Below are 18,892 nucleotides of genomic sequence, written 5' to 3' on the forward strand. Positions count from 1 at the left end.
GATATGGCTTCCTACAATGCAAGTCATTCATTCATCCACTGGCCTTTAGAGAGCAGCACATGACGACGATTCATAATCTTGGCTTTCCGCGCATTGGCGCCAAACGGGAACTGAAGTTCGCCTTGGAGTCTTACTGGAAGGGCGAGTCTTCGCGTGACGAACTCAAGGCTCTGGGCGCACAACTGCGTCAGCGTCACTGGGAAAATCAGGCGGGTCTGGATCTGGTGCCCGTTGGAGATTTCTCTTTTTACGATCAGGTGCTGGATGCCAGCTTCTTGCTGGGTAACCTGCCCGAGCGTGTACAGGGCTTTCATGGTGACGAGCTGGATAACTATTTCCGCGTAGCGCGCGGTCGTTCGGCCAAAGGTCTGGAAGATCACAGCGCCTGCTGCGGTGGTGTGGCGGCTGGTGAAATGACCAAATGGTTCGACACCAACTATCACTACATCGTCCCCGAATTTACGGCTGACACCCAGTTCAAGCTGGACGCTTCGCGTTTGCTGGAGCAACTGGCTGAAGCCAAGGCTCAAGGCGTGAAAGCCAAGCCTGTGATTATTGGCCCCGTGACTTATCTGGCATTGGGCAAGGCCAAGGATGAATCCAACAAGCTGGCTCTGCTGGATCGCTTGTTGCCCGTGTATGTCCAATTGCTGGAGACGCTGGCTAAAGCCGGCGTTGAGTGGGTGCAGATTGACGAGCCTATTCTGGTTACCGAGCTGGATGCCGATTGGCAGCAAGCGTTCAAGACCGCTTATCAGCAACTGAAAGCTGCTGGCGTGAAGTTGCTGGTAGCCACTTACTTTGGTCAGTTGCTGGAAAATGCTGCTTTGGCCGCCAGCTTGCCTGTTGTCGGTTTGCATGTGGATGCCATCAATGATCGTGATGGTGTGGATGCACTGCTCAAGCTTTTGGGTGACGACCAGGTCTTGTCCCTGGGCGTGATCAATGGTCGCAATATCTGGAAAACAGATTTGACCGCTGTACTGGACTGGGTTGAGCCCATCGCCAAGCAACTGGGTGATCGTTTGTGGATTGCTCCTTCCTGCTCGCTGCTGCATGTGCCGGTTGATCTGGACAGCGAAGAGAAGCTGGATGCCGATGTGAAGTCCTGGTTGGCCTTTGCTTTGCAAAAGCTGGATGAACTGCGTGTATTGGGTAAAGCCTTGAGCCAAGGTCGTGATGCCGTCAAGGCAGAGCTGGCCGATAACCTGGCCGCTTTGACTGCCCGTCGCAACTCGCCCCGTGTGAATAATCCTGCTGTGAAAGCAGCGGTGGCGCGCATCTCGGCCGAGCTGGGCAAGCGCAAGAGCGTTTACGAACAGCGTGCTTCCAAGCAAGCTGAATTCCTGAAACTGCCCGCATTCCCCACCACCACGATTGGTTCTTTCCCACAAACGGCAGAAATCCGTCGTGCTCGTAGCGAGTTCAAGGCCGGTCGTTTGGACGAAAACAGCTATCAGGCCGCAATGCGTGCCGAGATTGAGCGCAGCGTGCGTGAGCAGGAGAAACTGGGTCTGGACGTGTTGGTGCACGGCGAAGCCGAGCGTAACGACATGGTCGAATACTTTGGTGAGCAGCTGGACGGCTACGCATTCAGCCAGTTCGGTTGGGTGCAGTCCTACGGTTCGCGCTGCGTGAAACCACCCATCCTGTTTGGTGACATCAGCCGTCCTCAAGCCATGACGGTGGAATGGATCACCTACGCCCAGTCGCTGACTCAAAAACCCATGAAGGGCATGTTGACCGGCCCCGTGACGATCTTGAACTGGTCCTTTGTGCGTGATGACCAGCCTCGCTCGGCTTCTTGCCTGCAACTGGCGCTGGCCATTCGCGAAGAAGTGCTGGATCTGGAAAAGGCCGGTGTGCATGTGATTCAGATTGACGAAGCCGCCTTGCGTGAAGGTTTGCCTCTGCGTAAATCGCAATGGCAAAGCTACCTGGACTGGGCCGTGGAAAGCTTCCGCATCACCGCCAACGGCGTGGGCGATGAGACGCAAATCCACACACATATGTGTTACTCGGAATTCAACGACATCATTTCTTCCATTGCCGATATGGATGCGGACGTGATCACCATTGAAACCAGCCGCTCGGATATGGAATTGCTGGAAGCCTTCGAGAACTTCCAGTACCCCAACGAGATCGGCCCTGGCGTGTACGACATTCACTCGCCCAATATTCCGACCGAGCAGCACATTGTGAATTTGATGAAAAAAGCCGCCGAGCGCGTGCCAGCAGAACGTTTGTGGGTGAACCCCGACTGCGGTTTGAAGACACGTCAATGGGCTGAGGTGATTACCGCTTTGACCAATATGGTGGCCGCAGCGAAAGTTTTGCGGGCAAGTGCCTGATCAGGTCATGAGCTGAGTTTGGCGGAAAGTCCCGGCCAAATGCCGGGACTTTTTTTGAGGCTGATTCAAACCTGTTTTCTGGCTTCACCAGGAAGAAGAGAGTAAGCAGTGCAGCCCCCCGAAGCAGCTCAGACAATCAGCACAGAGTGTACATAAATAAGATGAATTTATTTTTCAAGATCAATGACTTGGCTCAAAAATAAATTCGAGATTGAAATCAGAAATTAGGGCATACATAAAAATGAATAAAGAATTCGCGTTCAGCATCAGAAGCATCCGTTTTGATGAAAACTACCGTCCAGCTGATAACACACGTATCACCACTAATTTTGCCAATTTGGCCCGTGGTGAAAGCCGTCAGCAAAACCTGCGCAATACTCTGAAGATGATCGACAATCGCTTCAATAGTTTGGCGCATTGGGACAACCCGAATGGGGACCGTTATTCAGTTGAACTGGATATCGTCTCTGTTGATATTGATGTTGAAGGCAATGGTTCTACGTTTCCGACCATCGAAATTCTGAAAACCAGTATCGTTGATCACAAGGAAAACAAGCGTATTGAAGGGATTGTGGGTAACAACTTCTCTTCGTATGTGCGTGACTACGATTTCAGTGTGGTTCTGTTGGAGCACAACAAGAACAAAAACGGTTTCAGCGCCCCGGAAGGCTTTGGTGACTTGCATGGCAAGTTGTTCAAGGCTTTCGTGAACTCCACGCTGTATCAGGAAAACTTCAACAAATCCCCCGTGATTTGCCTGAGCGTATCCAGCAGCAAGGTCTACCACCGTACAGGTAATCAGCATCCGGTATTGGGCGTCGAATACCAGCAAAATGAGTTCTCGCCGACCGATGAGTACTTCGCGAAAATGGGTTTGCAGGTTCGTTATTTCATGCCCCCAAATAGCGTTGCGCCTTTGGCCTTTTACTTTCGTGGTGATTTGCTCAGTGACTACACGAATCTGGAATTGATCAGTACCATCAGCACGATGGAGACATTCCAGAAAATCTACCGCCCCGAGATTTACAATGCCAATTCGGCAGCAGGAATGCGCTATCAGCCCAGCCTGAAAAATGCGGATCATTCGGTTACGCAAATTGTCTACGATCGTGAAGAACGTAGCCGTCTGGCGGTTGAGCAGGGCCGGTTTACCGAAGAGAGTTTTATCAAGCCATACAAAGTTATTCTTGATCAATGGGCAGCCAGTTACGCGCTTTGATTCATCAAAAACAACAAGGTTATTTAATTATGAAAAAATTGCTACCCACCTCCACCGCTGGCAGTTTGCCTAAACCCTCCTGGCTTGCTGAACCCGAGAAACTGTGGTCGCCCTGGAGACTGGAAGGTGAGGACCTGGTCGAAGGCAAGAAAGATGCACTGCGCTTGTCCTTGCAAGAACAATTGCACGCCGGTATCGATCTGATTAGCGACGGCGAGCAAACCCGCCAGCACTTTGTCACTACCTTCATCGAACATCTGGAAGGCGTGGACTTTGAAAAGCGTGAGACCGTGCGTATTCGTGACCGTTACGATGCCAGCGTTCCAAGCGTTGTCGGTGCTGTGAATCGCCCCAAGTCCGTATTTGTGGACGATGCCAAGTTCCTGCGCCAGCAAACCTCGCAGCCGATCAAATGGGCGCTGCCTGGTCCCATGACCATGATCGATACGCTGTACGACAACCACTACAAGAGCCGTGAGAAACTGGCTTGGGAATTTGCCAAGATCCTGAACCAGGAAGCCAAAGAGCTGGAAGCCGCAGGCGTGGATATCATCCAGTTTGACGAACCTGCTTTCAACGTGTTCTTTGACGAAGTGAATGACTGGGGTATTGCTACGCTGGAACGTGCCATTGAAGGTCTGAAGTGCGAAACCGCCGTGCACATTTGCTACGGTTACGGCATCAAGGCCAACACCGATTGGAAAAAGACCCTGGGTTCGGAATGGCGTCAATACGAAGAGTCCTTCCCGAAGCTGCAGCAATCCAAGATCGACATCATTTCGCTGGAATGCCAGAACTCCCACGTTCCTATGGATTTGATCGAACTGATCCGTGGCAAGAAAGTGATGGTTGGCGCCATTGACGTGGCCACCAACGTGATTGAAACCGCTGACGAAGTGGCCAACACACTGCGCAAGGCGCTGAAGTTTGTGGACGCTGACAAGCTGTACCCCTCCACCAACTGCGGTATGGCACCTTTGCCACGCGCCGTGGCTCGTGGCAAGCTGCACGCCCTGAGCGCCGGTGCTGAAATCGTTCGCAAGGAACTGTCGGCCTGATTGGTTTGATACCTTCGCGCTAGCTAGTTTCAGACTGCCCCCAGCAAACAGTATTGATGGCTTTGCCATCGCTGTTGCTGGGGGCAGTTTTATTGGGGCTGCTGATTGTGTTGCTTTAAATAACAGATGCTCCCAAGCCGCCTGCAATGCCAGTAGGCGAGTATTTTGACACCTCTGCTTAAAGAAATTCTTGTCCACCATAAAGAAATGAACTAGGATTCACTCATGTAATGAATCGAGGTTCACTTCTTTATGGCCTATCGTCAAACCCCCGCCGTTGAAGCTCGTCTGCAAGACAATCGTAGCCGTATCCTGGAAGCCGCTCGTGTTTTGGTCAGTGAAGGTGGCTGGCAGGAAGCCCAAGTGGCCAGTGTGGCGGCTGCGGCGGGTATGGCCACTGGGACGGTCTATCGCTACTTCCCGTCCAAGGCCGAGTTGTTCGCGCAAGTGCTGTCGCAAGTGTCTCAGCGGGAGGTGGATGTACTCACAGACATTGCGCAGGCTGACGGAGCCTCTATGCTGCGCCTGCATGCCGCAGTCTCAACATTCGTAAAACGCGCCATGCGTAATCCTCGTCTGGCGTATGCCTTGATTGCCGAGCCATGCGATAAGGAAATCGACGCGGCTCGTCTGGTGTATCGCGCCGCGATCAGCCAGGTCATCCACTCCATTGTTTCCATGGGGCAAGATGCCCAGGAAATGCGCCAGGATGTGCAGCCCGATATTGCGGCTACCGTCATTGTGGGCGGTTTCATGGAAGGGCTGATTGGCCCGCTTTCTCCTTTAAGCCGTCAGCAGCACGATGGCACGGACAGTTACCAGCGCCAAGTGGCTGCGCTGGCTGACCAGATTGCCCAGATGGCGTGCGCCAGCGTGGCAGTCCTTTCTGCCACGCCTTAGAAAAACAGTTCGGAGACAACCATGAACCAAGCGCTTCCCCCCAGCATTTTGAATGCGCCCGAGGATCGTTACAGCACGCATCAGGTTTTGAATCAGGCTCTGCCCGCCAGTGGTTTCAATGCTTTTATGGGCGATCAGGTTTTAACTGAGGCCATTCGCCGCGAAGCCCCGTGGGCCGAATCGCGTTGTCAGGCTTTGGGGGCGGTGGCTGGTGATGAAAATGTTCAGGAGTTGGCCCGTTTGGCGAACCGTCATATCCCTGAACTTAAAACGCATGATCGCTTCGGCAACCGGATTGATTGGCTGGAATTTCACCCCAGCTGGCATGAATTGATGACCCTGGCCTGGCAGTACGAGGTGCCGAATTTAAGCTGGCGTACGCAAGAGAAAAACGGCCACTTCGCTCGTGCGGTCTTGTCCTATCTGTGGAATCAGGTGGAGCATGGTACGGGCTGCCCGACCGGCATGGCGTATGCGGCGTATGCCGGTTTCGAGGCTGAACCTGCTTTGGCGATCTGGGCGGACAAGCTCAAAGGGACGCGCTACGAATACAGTCGTCGCGAAGTGGGGGATAAACCCTCGGTGGTCATTGGCTATGCGATGACAGAAAAGCAGGGCGGTTCAGATCTGCGTGAGACGCAGACTACTGCGCGCTTCTCCCATAGCGCGGATTATCACGGCGCTACAGCGCATTGGTATGAGCTGACGGGGCATAAGTGGTTTTGTTCAGTGCCGCAGTCTGATGGCTTTTTTACGCTGGCTAAAGTCAATGGCGGTGTTACCTGTTTCTTTTTGCCCCGTACCTTGCCGGACGGCAGCTATAACCGCTTTTTTGTACAACGCTTGAAGGACAAGGCGGGCAATCGTTCCAACGCGTCCAGTGAAGTGGAGTATGCGGGTACGCTGGCAATTCGGGTTGGGGAAGAAGGGCGCGGTATTCGGGAAATTCTGTCGCACTCGCATTTGACACGTCTGGATTTTGCGATTGGCTCGGCGGGTTTGATGCGACAGGCGCTGACCTTGGCCCTGCGTCACACGACATCACGCAAGGCCTTTGGAACCTCCATTGCCGATCGGCCCATGATGAGCAATGTGCTGGCGGATATGGCGGTAGAAGTGGAAGCGGCAACCTTGATGTCCTTGCGCGTGGCCAAGGCCACTGACCTGATGCAAAGCACTGACCACGAAAGGCTGCTAGCTCGGGTGGCCACGCCTGCGGCTAAGTACTTCAATTGCTCGCGCGCCCCCTCCATTGCGAATGAGGCTTTGCAATGTCACGGCGGCAATGGCTTTATTGAAGAAAACCCCATGGCCCGTGTGTATCGAGAGGCCCCCTTGAACAGCGTTTGGGAAGGGACGGCGAATATGATGTGCATGGATGTGCGGCGCGCCATGATCAGAGATCCGCTTACGGTGGAGGCGGTTTTCAATGAAATCAGACCCTTGGCCGGGCAAGACAAGCGCTTCGATGCTTTGGTGCAGCACACCGAGCGTCTGGTGATAGCGGCGATCGAGGACGAGTTCCTGGCCCGCCCCATGACCGAAGCCGTCGCCCGCGTCTTGCAGGCGGCGGAGCTGCTGCGCTATAGCTCTCAAGAGGTGGCGGATGTCTTTTTAAGTACGCGCAGCGGCGGGGATGTGGGGTCTTGGGGAGCGCATTACGGCACCTTGGGAACGATGGCATCTTCGTCAGTCGCGCAGAAAATTATGCGCAGAGCGATGGTGACAGATTGATTTGTGCTGTTCGCAGAGCCTGGAGTGAGCAGGGGCTATCTGGATCAAGTCCAGGATAGCCCTTGTTCTTTGGAGTCCGACGGCTTTGCAAGTAATGCAGCGTCAGTCTTACGCTGCTGTGCAGACTCTTAATCGGTGTCCATCCGGGTCCAGTGCAACGAATGTGCGCCCAAAAACGGCTGTCATGGGCTCTTGCTCTATGGTGATACCCGCAGTCACCCAGTTTTGATACAGCTGATCAACAGCCGCATCATCGTCCACTAAAAAAGAAAGCTCGGAGCGATGCCCAGTTCCGGATGAGACAAAGCTGGCTGCCTGGGTAGACCACAAACCCAGGGTCAGGCCCGTGTTCAGTTCAAACGCGACATAGGTGGGGAAGGATTCAACGGGCGCTTTTTGAAGCAGCTTCTCATAGAAAAGGCTGCTGGCGGCGGGGTCTTGGACATAGAGCAGCAAAAGGTTTGGGTGATTCATGATCGCTCCAACAAGGTGATTGAGCAGATCATTATGGGTGACCATACTGCCAAAAAATGGCAGTATCTGGCATGGCCCGAGCAGAACGACTTCTTTCCCTTTTACAAGTGCTACGCCGGCACAAACGTCCGGTGAGTGGTGCGCGGCTGGCCCAAGAGTTGGGCGTCAGCATTCGGACCTTATATAGGGACATTGCTTCCTTGCAGGTGCAAGGTGCCGATATAGAAGGGGAGCCGGGAGTCGGCTATGTGTTGCGACCTAGTTTCATGCTGCCACCCTTGATGTTTTCTCAAGCAGAGCTGGAGGCCTTGATACTGGGTTTTCGCTGGGTAGAAAAGTTTGCGGACGAGCCGCTGACCAAAGCGGCTGGCGATGCCATGGCCAAGATCTCTGCGGTCTTGCCCGATAGCTTGAGAGACAGCCTGGACAGCACCGCTTTACGGGTTGGGCCTAGAGTGATTCAGGATGCTGAGCTTGTTGATCTCGGCATTGCGCGTACAGCGATTCGTTTGCAGCGCAAGCTGCGCATCATTTATGTAGACGGGGCAGGCCAGGAGTCGGAGAGAGTGATCTGGCCTTTTTCCTTGGGCTACTTTCAGCACTTCCGGATTCTGGTGGGTTGGTGCGAATTGAAAGGGGACTTCCGGCATTTCCGGACGGACAGGATACAGCGCTTGGTCTGTCTGGAGGAGTCTTATCCCCGGCATCGGTCTGATTTGTTCAAGCAGTGGCGTGCAACACAAACAGAGCTACGCTACGTGCCTGACACCTGACACCTGACACCTGACACCTGACACCTGACACCTGACACCTGACACCTGACACCTGACACCTGACACCTGACACCTGACACCTGATTCCAGATTCCAGATTCCTGTGACCTTGCTTTGTGAAAACCGGTTTCTCTGTCCTGGTCGTCAAGCCCTCCTTGCAAGAGGGTTTTTTCTTGGTCAATTATTGTTATGTTATAACATCTCAAAATTGACAGAAGTCCTCTGCAAGGAACGGCCCATTGATGCCTCAAGGAAGAAGAGAAATGACGATGACCCTCGATAACACGCCAGTCGATCCCGCAGCCCGCATTCCCGTAACGGTTTTGTCCGGTTTTCTGGGGGCGGGCAAGACGACTTTGCTGAACCACATCCTGAACAATCGCGAAGGCCGCCGCGTGGCCGTCATCGTGAACGATATGAGCGAGGTCAATATTGATGCCGCTTTGGTTCGTGACGGTGGTGCCGAGCTATCGCGCACCGATGAGAAACTGGTGGAAATGAGCAACGGCTGTATTTGCTGCACCTTGCGCGAGGACTTGTTGTTGGAGGTGGACCGTCTGGCCAAGGAAGGGCGTTTTGATCAGTTGGTCATTGAATCCACCGGCATTTCAGAGCCACTGCCCGTGGCTGAAACGTTCACCTTTGAGGGCGAGGATGGCCGCTGCCTGGGTGAAGTCGCGCGCTTGGACACTATGGTCACGGTAGTGGACGCCTTTAACTTTCTGCGCGATTACAGCTCGCAAGACAGCATCCAGTCCCGTGGCGAATCCTTGGGTGAAGAAGATGCGCGTACCGTTGTGGACCTGTTAATTGAGCAGATCGAGTTCTGTGATGTGCTGGTTCTGAACAAGATTGATTTGATCAGCGAGCCAGAACGCGAGCGCCTGATGGCCATTCTGAACAGTCTGAATCCCCGTGCTCGTATTGAAACAGCCGAGTTCGGCCAGGTGCCCTTGGACCGCGTTCTGAACACCGGCTTGTTCGATTTTGAAGAGGCTTCCAAAGCGCCAGGCTGGCTGCAGGAATTGCGTGGTACTCATGCCCCGGAAACCGAAGAGTACGGCATAGGCAATTTTGTTTACCGCGCCCGCCGTCCATTCCACCCGCAGCGTTTCAAGGCACTGGTCGAAAGTGAATGGCCTGGGGTGGTGCGCTCCAAAGGCTTTTTCTGGTTGGCGAACTTCCCGACTCTGGCGGGCTCCTGGTCACAGGCTGGCGCGGTGGCTCGCTATCACGTGGCGGGTTACTGGTGGGCGTCCATGCCGCCTGAACGCTGGCCGGAGGATCCCGAAGCGGTAGCGCTGATCAAGGAAAAATGGGACGAACGAGTAGGGGATGCGCGTCAGGAGTTGGTTCTGATTGGCATGGATATGGACGAGGAAGCACTGCGCGCCCGTTTCGATGCCTGCCTGTTAAGCGATGAAGAAATGGCCAGCGGCCCCAGCACCTGGACAACATGGACGAATCCGTTTTCAGACTGGCCTTGATAGCGTTGAGGTCTTGCCAGGTCTTTGCCAGCGTGAGCAAGGCCTTTTGATTGGATGTTGAGTATGACTGTTGTACTTCCCGACCCGGCTTTGAATGATTCCTCCCATGGCCTGACTCCGCTTTCCTGGGTGGGTATGGAGGGAGTCGACCTGCCCATTACCGTGCTTGAACGAGGCTATAAGCAGCAGTTGCATGCGCGGGTGGATGCTCAGGTTGATTTGCCCTTGGCGCATGTAAAAGGGATACATATGTCCAGGCTGTACCGCTTGCTGAATGACTTGCCATCAGAGCAAGCTTTGTCACCGTTAGGGCTGCGGCGTCTTTTGCAAGGCATGGTGGATAGCCAGCAGGACTGTGGAACGCGCAGTGCACGACTGTGTTTTCGCTTTGATTTATTGGTGCGACGGCCTGCCTTGGTCACGCAGGGTCTGGCAGGCTGGAAGTCCTATCCCGTCGCGCTGGAGGCCAGACTTTTGGACGGTATCTTTATGTGCAAGGTGCAGGTTCAGATAGCTTATTCATCGACCTGTCCTTGTTCGGCTGCGCTGGCTCGGCAGTTGATTGAACAGGGCTTTATGCAGGCTTTTGGAAAGCAACCTGTCTTGCATGCAGATGAGGTAGCTGCCTGGTTGCACAATCACGCCAGCCTAGCCACTCCCCATAGCCAACGCAGTCAGGCTTTGGTTCAGATCCAAGTATCGGAAGACAGTGAGGACTTTGGGTTTTTGACGCTGATTGATCGCATTGAAGAGTCATTGGCAACACCCTTGCAAACCGCCGTCAAACGAGCAGACGAGCAAGCCTTTGCCGCCTTGAATGGTCAGAACCTGATGTTTGTGGAAGACGCGGCGCGTCGTATAGCAGCGGCCTTGGGGGACTATCAGAATCCTGGTGTTCAGGTCCGACATCTGGAGAGTCTGCATCCCCATGATGCAGTGGCGTTCAAAACTCCTTCATCGGAAGGGATGCCTTTTCTGCGACTGAGCGGGGGCGTGGCGCCATGAATGTTCTAGTCCTGCTTGTTCGCGGCTATCAGCTTTTTATTAGCCCATTGCTGGGGCCACGTTGCCGCTTTTATCCAACTTGCTCCCAGTATGCGATTCAGGCTTTGCAGGCGCATGGCCCCCTCAAAGGAACTTGGCTGGCTGCACGGCGCCTTGTTCGTTGTCACCCTTGGCATCCGGGCGGGCATGACCCTGTTCCAGCTCTTGATGATCGGGGTGGGCAATCGCTCAAGCAAGCAGGAGAAGACCGTGGGTAAGGATGCAGCACCAGAAGAGTCCATAGTTCAAGCCCAGCAAGCCATTGTGGAGAGTTTCCAGTTCCTGGGGAACTGGATGGCCCGCTACGAATATTTGATTGATCTGGGGCGCTCCTTGCCGGACTTCCCGGACGAATGGCGTACCGAGATGAACCGTCTGCACGGTTGTCAGGCACAGGTCTGGATGGTGTCTGAATTGCGTGATCACAAGTTGTTTTTTCAGGCCCGTAGTGATTCCGCCATCGTCACCGGCTTATTGGCTTTATTGATGCAGGTGTACTCGGGGCGTTTGCCGCAAGAAATCCTGTCCCATCCCCCTGATTTTTTACGGGCAATTGAACTGGAGCAGCACTTGTCACCGAATCGCGCCAATGGTCTGTTTCACATGATGGAGCGGATTCGTTTGACGGCACAAGACGCTCTGGATGTAGAAGCCTCAAAGGTAAAACCATGACGCCAGTAATCCCGAAGGCCTCTACCTCTGAGGCTGCAGAAACCGCCAGGCAGCATACTTTGCGTCATGCCGATTTGCTGCTCTGTGGCGCTACGGTAATGACTCCTAATGGGGCCGAGCGTCTCGACATCGCCTGTGCGCAAGGCCGGATTACGGCTCTTGGTGATTTGTTGCCCGGCTGGAGTGCAGACTGTGTGCTGGACCTTAATGGCCTGCATGTTTTGCCAGGGGTGATCGACAGTCAGGTGCATTTCCGAGAGCCGGGGCTGGAGCACAAAGAGAATCTGGAAGCGGGTACACGGGGCGCAGTCCTGGGCGGCGTTACGGCGGTTTTTGAAATGCCCAACACCTATCCCTTGACCTTGGGTGCTGCCGATTTGCAAGCCAAGCTGGATGCTGCTCAAGGCCGAAGCTGGTGTGATCATGCCTTTTATATCGGTGGTTCTGCCTTGAATGCCGATTCCTTGCAGGAACTGGAACAGCTCCCAGGTTGTGCAGGCATCAAGGTCTTTATGGGCAGCTCCTTTGGAGACCTATTAGCGGATGAGGACGACGTGCTGCGTCGCATCTTGCGTCATGGTCGCAGACGGCTGGCAGTACACGCCGAGGATGAGGCCAGGCTGCGTGAACGCAAATATATCGCCCTGGATAGTGGCGACGTGCGCCAACACCCGGTTTGGCGTGATGTGGAAAGTGCCTTGAAGGCAAGCCAACGCATTGTTCGTCTGGCGGCAGAGGTGAAGCGCCGATTGCACGTGTTGCATGTGTCTACCGCAGAGGAAATGCAGTTTCTGGCCGCGCACAAAGATCGCGTAACGGTGGAAGTCACCCCACACCATCTCAGTCTGCAAGCTCCCGACTGTTATGAGCGTCTGGGCAGCCTGGCGCAAATGAATCCCCCGGTGCGCGGGCAGGTTCATCAAGACGCGCTGTGGCAGGCGATTCGTTCGGGCGTGGTGGATGTCATTGGCAGCGATCATGCACCTCATACCTTGCAGGAAAAGTCTCAAGCCTATCCCGCCTCACCCAGTGGCATGACTGGCGTGCAAACCTTGCTGCCCGTGATGTTGAACCATGTACACGCAGGCCGCCTGAGTTTGCAGCGACTGGTGGATTTGACCAGTGCCGGACCTGCCCGGATTTTTGGACTGGAAGGCAAGGGACGCATAGCCCTGGGTTTTGATGCGGATTTCAGTATTGTGGATTTGAAGGCACGCCGCCGCGTCCGCAATGACTGGATTGCCAGCGTCAGCGGCTGGTCTCCCTACGACGGCATGCCAGTTGTGGGCTGGCCGATTCACACCATTGTGCGCGGCCATTGTGTTGTTCGTGATGAAGTCCTGGAAGGGCAGGCTCAAGGCAGGCCGCTGCGTTTTCTGGAAGTCCCTTAACCGCCCGTTCAGCAAGGAGTACGTCGTGACGGATTCAAAAGAGCTTAAAGAGCGAGGCCTGAAGGTGACGACGGCTCGTATCCAGATTCTTGAGATATTCCAGGCCCCCGGCATTCGTCATTTGACGGCAGACGATGTGTATCGCCAACTGATCCGGCAAGGCAGTGAGATTGGCCTGGCGACTGTCTACCGGGTGCTGACCCAGCTGCAACAGGCAGGCTTGCTAAAGCAGGTTTATTTCGAATCCGGCCGGGCGCTGTATGAGCTGGACGATGGCGAGCACCATGATCACCTGATTTGCACGGACTGCGGGCGTGTGCAGGAGTTTCATGATCAGACGATCGAGCAGCAGCAAAAAATGATTGCTCAGGAGCGGGGCTTTCAGGTTATGGAACATAGTCATGTGGTGTACGGACGCTGCCTGAATCCGGATTGTGAATATCGCCCGGAGCCCATGATGACAAGGAGAAAACATGAAGGCTAAAGGACAAGACACAAGATCTGCTGACAATATGGCAGTACAAATAAACCGCCGAATCTCGGTAGAGCAGGTGGAGGAGGGCCACGAACTGGTCCCCAAATTTGACGAACAGGGCCTGATTGCCTGCATCACGACAGACGCTAACAATGGCGAGGTCTTGATGCTGGGTTACATGAACCGGGAAGCCCTGGAAAAAACCATACAGACCGGTGAAGCCCATTACTGGAGCCGCTCGCGTCAAATGCTCTGGCATAAAGGTGCCAGCAGTGGACTGGTGCAGACGGTAGAGGAAATGCGTATCGACGACGACCAGGATGCGGTGTGGTTACGTGTGCGGGTAGCCGGTTCCGGGGCCAGTTGCCACGTAGGCTATTACTCCTGTTTCTACAGACAGGTGCCGGTTGGTGTCGAGCATAGCAAGGGTCAGGATCTGGTTTTTGTGGAGTCCGCCAAGACCTTTGATCCCAAAGACGTGTATGGGGATGCGCCCAATCCCACTGTGCTTTAAAGGGTGCTCATGCTGGCGGGGCTGGGCGAACTTCACGTTTACTTCTGGCCGCCTGAACCTGTGCTGATCAGGACGATGCAGCCCCCGTCAGTCGGGTAGAGCGATGCTCCCGATAAGCCGCTGCCAAGGTCCGCAAGGCTTCCCGCGAGCGTTGATCGGTCAGCGTTGAGTGCAACACAATCCGGGAAGGGGGCAGGGCTGGCAGTCCCAGACGTTGGCCCACATCAATTGCATCTGGCGGCGCCAGGCGGCATGAAAATGCCGCGACCGCCAAACCGGCAGAGACCGCCGCCATTACGGCCGCATGGCCACCGCCCACAAACACTTCATTCCACTCAATCCCGGCAGTGCTTAACGCGTGTGTCGCAATATCCCGCACGCCACAGCAGGGAGCCAGGGCGGCCAGCCGTAAAGGTTTGCCTTCTTGCTGATGAAAGCAGGGTGCCGCAAACCAGGCAAAGTGCTCAGGCCCCAGGTCCTCTCCGTCACGGCGATGATCCTCCTGGCGCACGATGACGGCATCCAGCTCTCCCTTGTCAAAATCTTCCAGCAAGCGATGCGAGCTTTCCAGGCGAACTTCAATCGTCAGGGCAGGGTCTCGTTCATTCAGACGGGACAACAAAGTAGGGACTTCCGGCCCGGCAACGTGCTGGGCAATTCCCAAACGAAAGCGGCGGCAATCGCAGAGCAGGGCGGCTCTGGCGCGGTCGTGTGCAGCAATGAATTCCCGTGCGGGATTAATGAAAACCGTACCTTGAGCAGACAGCCGTACCAGCCTTGGAGTGCGTTCGATCAGCTTGTAACCCAGGCGCTCTTCCAGGCGTTTCAGCTTCACGCTGATCGCGCCTTGTGTGGTGCCCAAGGCTTCTGCGGCTTTGGTAAAGCTTTGGAACTCGGCAATGCTCACAAAAGCTTGTACGGATTCCACATCCAGAACAGGGCGGCTCATGATCTATCCATATTTGTTGTTTCTGATATGCCCGATCATATCATTGATGAATGGCTGGCCCGTCCCTACTATCTCTCCTGACTGAGCGGTCCCGAGCTTTTGGGTTTTGGTGTCCGCACTTTGGCTCGCCGGGACGGCGACGTGTATTGACGACTTTTTGGAAAGATAACGATGACTCCCTCTATCTCGAGTCAGGGCCGCTACGCCTTGGCTGCCGTGTGCTTGTCAGCCTTGATGCTGGGCCTGGAGATCTCCAGCGTGCCGCCGATTTTATCCACCATAGAACAGGTCATGGGGGCCAGTTTCCGGCAACTGCAATGGGTGATGGCAGCCTACACCATTGCCATGACGACCATTCTGATGGGGGTAGGCACTTTGGCGGATCGCTACGGCCGCAAGCGCATTTTTACGATCGGGATTGTGGCGTTCGGGATCACTTCCCTGGTGTGCGGACTGACGGAAAGTGCAGCTGTTCTGATTGGCGCACGTTTTCTGCAAGGCTTGAGCGCTGCCATGATGCTGATCTGCCAGATCGCGATTTTGTCGAACCAGTTTCGGGACGGACAACAGCGTGGCAAGGCCTTTGCGTGGTGGGGTGTGGTCTTTGGTGCCGGGCTGGGTTTTGGGCCTATTGTGGGTGGCCTGATTCTGACTCTGGCCAGCTGGGAATGGGTGTTTTTGATTCACGCCGTACTGGCCATTATTACCTTGCTGCTGGCGCGCGCTGGCGTACAGGAGTCGCGTGATCCGGGCGCCAGCACCTTGGACGTAGCCGGTATTGCCACCTTGTCCTTGGCCGTGTTTTGCCTGGTGCTGTTTGTCACTCAGGGGCCGGTGCTGGGCTTTGCCAGCCTGCCAGCCTTGAGCATTATTACCCTGTCCGTCCTTAGCCTGATTGCCTTTGTAATCGTGGAGCAGCGCAGTGTTAGGCCCATGCTGGAGTTCTCCGTATTTCGTATCCGCAGTTTCTCCGGTGCCTTGTTGGGCTCGATGGGGCAGAACTTCAGCTTCTGGCCCTTCATCATCTATTTGCCCATCTACTTTCATGTGGGGCTGGGGTATGACAGTGTGCAAACTGGCCTGGCCTTGTTGGCGTACACCTTGCCGACCTTGTTTGTGCCTCCGTTTGCCGAGCGTCTGGCACAGCGTTGGCAGCCGGGTGGAGTCATTACGCTAGGTCTGTTCTTGATTGGCCTGGGCTTTGTAGTGATGAAGATAGGCAGTGTTTCCGACCAACCGGGCTGGCTGATTCTGCCAGGCTGTGTGCTGGCCGGGATTGGTCTGGGCATGGCCAATACTACGACCACCAATGTAATTACCGCCTCGGTGTCGGCTGAACGCGCCGGTATGGCGTCGGGGGCGGATACCAGTGCCCGCATGATCTCCCTGGCCTTCAATATTGCCGTGATGGGCTTTGTTCTGGTGCAAGGCATCATGAGTGATCTGCGTGCTCGCCTGGGTATTTCTGTTGATGGCGAACTGCGTCATCTGGCTGAAAAAGTAGCCTCTGGCGACATCAATATCGTGTCGCAAAGTAGCGCCTTGCTGGCGAATGCCGCCGATCCTGTCGAGGCGGTTCATGCAGCCCTGATTGTCGGTTTTGGCTGGGTCATGGTGTATGGTGCGCTAACTGCCTTTGCTTTGGCTGCCTTAAGTCATCTGGTGTTTGGTTCCGCCAGGAAGAGTGCACAGGCGTGTTGCAGTCCTGGATAGGGGCAGGCACAAAAAAGCCGGGCACATGAGCCCGGCTTTTTCTTATGGAAGCTGCGGTAAAAGCAATGCGTTTAGCCGATCTTTCCATGACTAGTGGTTGCCAGCGCTTCAAGCCTTGGCCAGGGCTCCCAGCTTCTTCTGGCTGTTCGAGCGCCAGAACGAGTAGCTCAGTCCCAGCATCAGCAAGATGCAGGCAATGATAAAGACCATGCTGATCGGGCGCTCCAGGAAGATCATCGGATCACCACGCGAGAGCAGCAGGGCGCGGCGGAAGTTTTCTTCTACCATCGGTCCCAAGACAAAGCCCAGCAGCAAGGGGGCCGCCTCAAAGCGCAGGCGCATGAAGAAGTAACCCAGCACCCCAAACAGCAGCACGATATTCACATCGAACAGGTTGTTGTTGGTGCTATAGACACCCACGCACACAAAGAACAGGGCAGCGGGGTACAGGTACTTGAAGGGCACGGACAGCAGGCGCACCCACATGCCGATCAAGGGCAGGTTCAACACCAGCAGCAGGATGTTGCCCACCCAGAAACTGGCGATCAGGCCCCAGAACATATCGGCGTGCTCGACCACCATTTGCGGGCCAGGCTGGATGCCGTGAATGATCAGCGCGCCCAGCATCAAGGCCATGACCGGGTCGCCGGGAATGCCCAGGCTCAGGGTAGGAATGAAGCTGGTCTGGGTAGAGGCACTGGTGGCGGCTTCGGGCGAAGCAATGCCCTCAATCGCACCACGTCCAAAGCGCTCGGGGTTCTTGGCAACTTTCTTTTCCGTGGCGTAGGCAATGAAAGACGCAATGGTCGGGCCAGTGCCGGGCAGAATCCCGAAAGCCGCACCAATCGCAGTACCGCGCACCAGAGCGCCTTTGGATTGCTTGATATCGCCTTTTTCCGGACGCAGGGAACGGGTGGAGACTTTACCAATGGCCTTGGTGTGGCCGCTATTGATCCGGTTGATGTTCTTGAGGAAGTCCGCAATACCGAACAGGCCCATGGCCAGCGCCACAATCTGCAAGCCGTCCTGCAGTTCCGGAATATTGAAATCAAAGCGCGATACACCACTGTTCACATCCGTACCGACCACGCCAAAGATCAAACCCATGACGACCATGGCCACGCCCTTGATGGCAGAACCTTTGGCCAGTGTGGCGCCGGCCAGCAGGCCCAGCATCATCATGGAAAAGTATTCAGCCGGGCCGAATTTGAAGGCAATATCGACCAGCGCGGGCGAGAACAGAATCATGGCCAGAATGCCGATGGTGGCTCCAAAAAAGGAGGACAACATCAACATGAACAGGGCCGATCCGGCCTTGCCGTTGCGGGCCATGGGGTTGCCGTCCAGACACGCCACCGCGTGCGAGGCGGTACCGGGCAGATTCAGCATGATGGAAGTAATACCGCCACCGTACTGGGAGCCATAGTAAATACCGGCCAACATAATCAGGGCGGCGGTCGGGGTCATGGCGTAGGTCAGGGGCAGCAGGATGGAGATGGCTGCCAGCACACCCATGCCGGGCAGCACCCCGATCAGGTTCCCCATGAACACGCCAAACACGGCCCACATCAGGTTGTCCAGTTGAAAGGCAACGCTAAAGCCGTGCATCAGGTTAGATAGAATTTCCATGGCTTAGCCCCAAGTGAACAGGGGGAATTGCAGCTCCAGCCCCCAGGAGAAAATAACCACACCCAGCAGCGTCACGAAAATGGACAGCAGCAGGGCGGTGAGCCAGGAATGTTCCTTGTCGCCCATGGCAGAGATGAACACCAGGGCAAAGGTGGCGGGAACCAGTCCGCCGTAGCGACCCAGAATAATGAAGGCGATGATGCCACCCACAATCGCCATCCAGCCACGCCATTGCGGCGGGCCGTAGTCCTCCTCCTGCTCATCGTCGTGCGCGGCGGTCTCTACAAACAGGTACAGAGCGCCCAGCACAATCATCACGATGCCCAGCAGAAACGGGAAGTAGCCCGGTCCCATGCGGGCCATGGTGCCCAAGGAGTATTTCTGTCCCATCAGGACGGTAAATACGCCTACTCCCACCATCAGGCCGGCTGAATAATATTTTTGTCTGCTCATGAATCTCCTCATTCCCCTAAAGCAAGCATGATTTTTATAAACCCTGAAAAAGAGCG

General features: G+C 55.2%; 18 protein-coding genes. 14 read left to right on the forward strand and 4 right to left on the reverse strand.

Translation table 11 applies throughout. The features are described 5' to 3' along the window. The first annotated feature begins 59 nt into the window (after positions 1–59). From metE to M2Q46_RS01910, 5 genes are all read left to right on the forward strand, one after another. Positions 60–2,351 carry a 5-methyltetrahydropteroyltriglutamate--homocysteine S-methyltransferase gene (metE, locus tag M2Q46_RS01890; protein ID WP_302356510.1) on the forward strand — a complete coding sequence of 764 codons (2,292 nt, stop codon included), beginning with the start codon at positions 60–62 and terminating at the stop codon, positions 2,349–2,351. A 241-nt stretch (positions 2,352–2,592) separates the two neighbouring features. After that, positions 2,593–3,570, forward strand: coding sequence for a DUF1852 domain-containing protein (locus tag M2Q46_RS01895; protein WP_035268048.1), 978 nt, complete (start codon positions 2,593–2,595; stop codon positions 3,568–3,570). A gap of 29 nt (positions 3,571–3,599) precedes the next feature. Then, a complete protein-coding gene (locus M2Q46_RS01900; RefSeq protein ID WP_009454664.1) occupies positions 3,600–4,628 on the forward strand; it encodes a methionine synthase in 1,029 nt (342 codons plus the stop codon). A gap of 252 nt (positions 4,629–4,880) precedes the next feature. After that, positions 4,881–5,528: a TetR/AcrR family transcriptional regulator gene (locus tag M2Q46_RS01905; protein ID WP_035268038.1), complete on the forward strand. Its 648-nt coding sequence runs from the start codon at positions 4,881–4,883 to the stop codon at positions 5,526–5,528. A gap of 21 nt (positions 5,529–5,549) precedes the next feature. Beyond that, a complete protein-coding gene (locus M2Q46_RS01910) occupies positions 5,550–7,262 on the forward strand; it encodes an acyl-CoA dehydrogenase family protein (protein WP_302356513.1) in 1,713 nt (570 codons plus the stop codon). A gap of 108 nt (positions 7,263–7,370) precedes the next feature. On the opposite strand, the gene M2Q46_RS01915 is transcribed toward M2Q46_RS01910, so the two are convergent. Further along, positions 7,371–7,736 (reverse strand): VOC family protein, encoded by a 366-nt coding sequence (locus M2Q46_RS01915; RefSeq protein ID WP_302356515.1) that lies wholly within the window; start codon positions 7,734–7,736, stop codon positions 7,371–7,373. A gap of 71 nt (positions 7,737–7,807) precedes the next feature. Here M2Q46_RS01915 and M2Q46_RS01920 point away from each other — a divergent pair, with 71 nt between their 5' ends. From M2Q46_RS01920 to hisI, 8 genes are all read left to right on the forward strand, one after another. Then, complete coding sequence (locus M2Q46_RS01920; RefSeq protein WP_115635248.1) at positions 7,808–8,509, forward strand: YafY family protein; 702 nt, start codon at positions 7,808–7,810, stop codon at positions 8,507–8,509. Between the two features lie 263 nt (positions 8,510–8,772). Continuing rightward, the gene (zigA, locus tag M2Q46_RS01925) at positions 8,773–9,996 is read left to right on the forward strand and encodes a zinc metallochaperone GTPase ZigA (RefSeq protein ID WP_302356518.1); all 1,224 of its coding nucleotides are present in this window, start codon (positions 8,773–8,775) and stop codon (positions 9,994–9,996) included. A 63-nt stretch (positions 9,997–10,059) separates the two neighbouring features. Then, a complete protein-coding gene (folE2, locus tag M2Q46_RS01930; RefSeq protein ID WP_302356520.1) occupies positions 10,060–11,001 on the forward strand; it encodes a GTP cyclohydrolase FolE2 in 942 nt (313 codons plus the stop codon). Then, entirely contained in the window at positions 10,998–11,258 is a 261-nt protein-coding gene (gene yidD / locus M2Q46_RS01935) for a membrane protein insertion efficiency factor YidD (RefSeq protein ID WP_115635186.1), read from the forward strand. Before folE2 ends, yidD begins: the two co-directional genes overlap by 4 nt. Beyond that, the gene (locus M2Q46_RS01940) at positions 11,155–11,712 is read left to right on the forward strand and encodes a SufE family protein (RefSeq protein ID WP_258866308.1); all 558 of its coding nucleotides are present in this window, start codon (positions 11,155–11,157) and stop codon (positions 11,710–11,712) included. The genes yidD and M2Q46_RS01940 overlap by 104 nt, the downstream gene beginning before the upstream one ends. Next, positions 11,709–13,103 carry a dihydroorotase gene (locus tag M2Q46_RS01945; RefSeq protein WP_115635188.1) on the forward strand — a complete coding sequence of 465 codons (1,395 nt, stop codon included), beginning with the start codon at positions 11,709–11,711 and terminating at the stop codon, positions 13,101–13,103. The genes M2Q46_RS01940 and M2Q46_RS01945 overlap by 4 nt, the downstream gene beginning before the upstream one ends. A gap of 25 nt (positions 13,104–13,128) precedes the next feature. Next, positions 13,129–13,587: a ferric iron uptake transcriptional regulator gene (fur, locus tag M2Q46_RS01950; RefSeq protein ID WP_115635190.1), complete on the forward strand. Its 459-nt coding sequence runs from the start codon at positions 13,129–13,131 to the stop codon at positions 13,585–13,587. A gap of 28 nt (positions 13,588–13,615) precedes the next feature. Further along, entirely contained in the window at positions 13,616–14,092 is a 477-nt protein-coding gene (gene hisI, locus M2Q46_RS01955) for a phosphoribosyl-AMP cyclohydrolase (RefSeq protein ID WP_302356524.1), read from the forward strand. A gap of 67 nt (positions 14,093–14,159) precedes the next feature. Here hisI and M2Q46_RS01960 read toward each other — a convergent pair whose 3' ends face one another. After that, entirely contained in the window at positions 14,160–15,041 is an 882-nt protein-coding gene (locus M2Q46_RS01960) for a LysR substrate-binding domain-containing protein (protein WP_035268022.1), read from the reverse strand. 171 nt (positions 15,042–15,212) lie between these two features. Between M2Q46_RS01960 and M2Q46_RS01965 the strand changes: the two genes are divergently transcribed. After that, complete coding sequence (locus M2Q46_RS01965; RefSeq protein WP_137430935.1) at positions 15,213–16,754, forward strand: MFS transporter; 1,542 nt, start codon at positions 15,213–15,215, stop codon at positions 16,752–16,754. 108 nt (positions 16,755–16,862) lie between these two features. Here M2Q46_RS01965 and M2Q46_RS01970 read toward each other — a convergent pair whose 3' ends face one another. Then, positions 16,863–18,383 (reverse strand): tripartite tricarboxylate transporter permease, encoded by a 1,521-nt coding sequence (locus M2Q46_RS01970; RefSeq protein ID WP_021446689.1) that lies wholly within the window; start codon positions 18,381–18,383, stop codon positions 16,863–16,865. A gap of 3 nt (positions 18,384–18,386) precedes the next feature. After that, positions 18,387–18,836, reverse strand: coding sequence for a tripartite tricarboxylate transporter TctB family protein (locus M2Q46_RS01975; RefSeq protein ID WP_026482781.1), 450 nt, complete (start codon positions 18,834–18,836; stop codon positions 18,387–18,389). Positions 18,837–18,892: the final 56 nt, after the last annotated feature.

Origin of the sequence: Alcaligenes sp. YSL9, from assembly GCF_030515105.1 — a bacterium.
In the GTDB taxonomy this organism is placed as follows: Bacteria; Pseudomonadota; Gammaproteobacteria; order Burkholderiales; family Burkholderiaceae_B; genus Alcaligenes; species Alcaligenes phenolicus.

Excerpts from the sequence above, each read along its gene's own strand:
- metE (WP_302356510.1), top strand. The coding sequence starts at position 60 with ATGACGACGATTCATAATCTTGGCTTTCCGCGCATTGGCGCCAAACGG.
- M2Q46_RS01895 (WP_035268048.1), top strand. The coding sequence starts at position 2,593 with ATGAATAAAGAATTCGCGTTCAGCATCAGAAGCATCCGTTTTGATGAA.
- M2Q46_RS01900 (WP_009454664.1), top strand. The coding sequence starts at position 3,600 with ATGAAAAAATTGCTACCCACCTCCACCGCTGGCAGTTTGCCTAAACCC.
- M2Q46_RS01905 (WP_035268038.1), top strand. The coding sequence starts at position 4,881 with ATGGCCTATCGTCAAACCCCCGCCGTTGAAGCTCGTCTGCAAGACAAT.
- M2Q46_RS01910 (WP_302356513.1), top strand. The coding sequence starts at position 5,550 with ATGAACCAAGCGCTTCCCCCCAGCATTTTGAATGCGCCCGAGGATCGT.
- M2Q46_RS01915 (WP_302356515.1), bottom strand. The coding sequence starts at position 7,736 with ATGAATCACCCAAACCTTTTGCTGCTCTATGTCCAAGACCCCGCCGCC.
- M2Q46_RS01920 (WP_115635248.1), top strand. The coding sequence starts at position 7,808 with ATGGCCCGAGCAGAACGACTTCTTTCCCTTTTACAAGTGCTACGCCGG.
- zigA (WP_302356518.1), top strand. The coding sequence starts at position 8,773 with ATGACGATGACCCTCGATAACACGCCAGTCGATCCCGCAGCCCGCATT.
- folE2 (WP_302356520.1), top strand. The coding sequence starts at position 10,060 with ATGACTGTTGTACTTCCCGACCCGGCTTTGAATGATTCCTCCCATGGC.
- yidD (WP_115635186.1), top strand. The coding sequence starts at position 10,998 with ATGAATGTTCTAGTCCTGCTTGTTCGCGGCTATCAGCTTTTTATTAGC.
- M2Q46_RS01945 (WP_115635188.1), top strand. The coding sequence starts at position 11,709 with ATGACGCCAGTAATCCCGAAGGCCTCTACCTCTGAGGCTGCAGAAACC.
- hisI (WP_302356524.1), top strand. The coding sequence starts at position 13,616 with ATGGCAGTACAAATAAACCGCCGAATCTCGGTAGAGCAGGTGGAGGAG.
- M2Q46_RS01960 (WP_035268022.1), bottom strand. The coding sequence starts at position 15,041 with ATGAGCCGCCCTGTTCTGGATGTGGAATCCGTACAAGCTTTTGTGAGC.
- M2Q46_RS01965 (WP_137430935.1), top strand. The coding sequence starts at position 15,213 with ATGACTCCCTCTATCTCGAGTCAGGGCCGCTACGCCTTGGCTGCCGTG.
- M2Q46_RS01970 (WP_021446689.1), bottom strand. The coding sequence starts at position 18,383 with ATGGAAATTCTATCTAACCTGATGCACGGCTTTAGCGTTGCCTTTCAA.
- M2Q46_RS01975 (WP_026482781.1), bottom strand. The coding sequence starts at position 18,836 with ATGAGCAGACAAAAATATTATTCAGCCGGCCTGATGGTGGGAGTAGGC.